Genomic DNA, 1535 nt, shown 5'->3' on the forward strand with positions numbered 1-1535 from the left:
CATAAAATCCCTAAATAGAGCATTTAATTGATTAATGCACATTCTTAATTCTCCTGACTACTGACTCCTTACTCCTTACTCCTCACCTAACGGAAGATTTTTGATTTTTGCAAGAGAGCTAATATTTACACCGACGTGCCGGAGGGACCCCAGAGAACGTATATTAAAAGCTAATCCCCAAATTATATTAAGTTTCTAATGAAAAAAATCTCGATTTTAGGCTCTACAGGCTCGATCGGCACTCAAACTCTCGATATTGTCACCGATCATCCCGATAAGTTTCAAGTGGTAGGATTAGCCACGGGTAATAATATTCAACTACTATCGGAGCAAATTCGGCAATTTCGCCCGCAAATCGTGGCGATTAATAACGAAAGTCAACTAGAAGACCTAAAAAGCCTAATTTCCGACCTTGACTATACCCCGATTATCCTAGCAGGAAAGGAAGGAGTAATCGAAGTGGCCCGTTATGGCGATTCCGAAAGCGTCGTCACGGGAATTGTCGGTTGTGCGGGATTGCTGCCGACAATTGCCGCTATTACTGCCGGTAAAGATATCGCCCTCGCTAATAAAGAAACCCTGATTGCTGGCGGTCCGGTGGTGCTGCCTTTAGTGGAAAAACACCGAGTTAAATTATTACCTGCTGACTCGGAACATTCAGCTATTTTTCAGTGTTTACAGGGAGTTCCCACTGGGGGATTAAAAAAGATTATTCTCACTGCTTCTGGGGGTGCTTTTCGGGATTTACCCGTGGAAAAATTGCTACAAGTAACCGTAGCTGATGCCCTGAAACATCCTAACTGGTCTATGGGCAGAAAAATCACCATCGATTCGGCTACTTTAATGAATAAAGGTCTAGAAGTTATCGAAGCTCATTATTTATTTGGTGTCGATTATAATGCGATCGATATTGTTATTCATCCCCAAAGTATTATTCACTCTTTAATTGAGTTACAGGATACCTCAGTTTTAGCCCAATTAGGCTGGCCCGATATGCGTTTACCCCTGTTATATGCCTTGTCTTGGCCCGAAAGAATTTATACGGATTGGGAACCTTTAAATTTAGTTAAAGCTGGCAGTTTAACTTTCAAAGAACCCGATCATCAAAAATATCCCTGTATGGGATTAGCCTATGCGGCCGGCCGCGCAGGTGGGGCAATGCCAGCAGTATTAAACGCGGCCAATGAACAAGCGGTAGCATTATTTTTAGAAGAAAAGATTAGTTTCTTAGATATTCCCCGGGTGATCGAAAAAGTTTGCGATCGCTTTGCAATTCATAACACTTCTACCCCTAGCCTAGATGACATTTTAGCCGCCGATAATTGGGCGCGTCAAGAGGTATCTAACTGTCTGATTGCCAATCCGGTCTAGATAGTCTAGATTCTGTAGGGATGTTAACTATAATGTCTCTACAGGTCTAGGATAGAAAAATTACTAATTTCGGCTATTTTTTCTAGTTAACTAGATTTATGATGATCATGACAAAAGTTGATAACCTTCAATAAACCTCTTGCCTAATTAATTTTTGAGGGTTC

At 41.4% G+C, this 1535-nt stretch carries 1 protein-coding gene; it reads left to right on the forward strand.

All coding sequences use genetic code 11. The features are described from left to right. Window positions 1–198 precede the first annotated feature (198 nt). Window positions 199–1371: a 1-deoxy-D-xylulose-5-phosphate reductoisomerase gene (gene dxr, locus PX636_RS21330; RefSeq protein ID WP_288118757.1), complete on the forward strand. Its 1173-nt coding sequence runs from the start codon at window positions 199–201 to the stop codon at window positions 1369–1371. The last annotated feature ends 164 nt before the right edge of the window (window positions 1372–1535 follow it).

This window comes from Microcystis sp. M53598_WE2 (assembly GCF_030067735.1).
In the GTDB taxonomy this organism is placed as follows: Bacteria; Cyanobacteriota; Cyanobacteriia; order Cyanobacteriales; family Microcystaceae; genus Microcystis; species Microcystis aeruginosa.

Excerpts from the sequence above, each read along its gene's own strand:
- dxr (WP_288118757.1), top strand. The coding sequence starts at position 199 with ATGAAAAAAATCTCGATTTTAGGCTCTACAGGCTCGATCGGCACTCAA.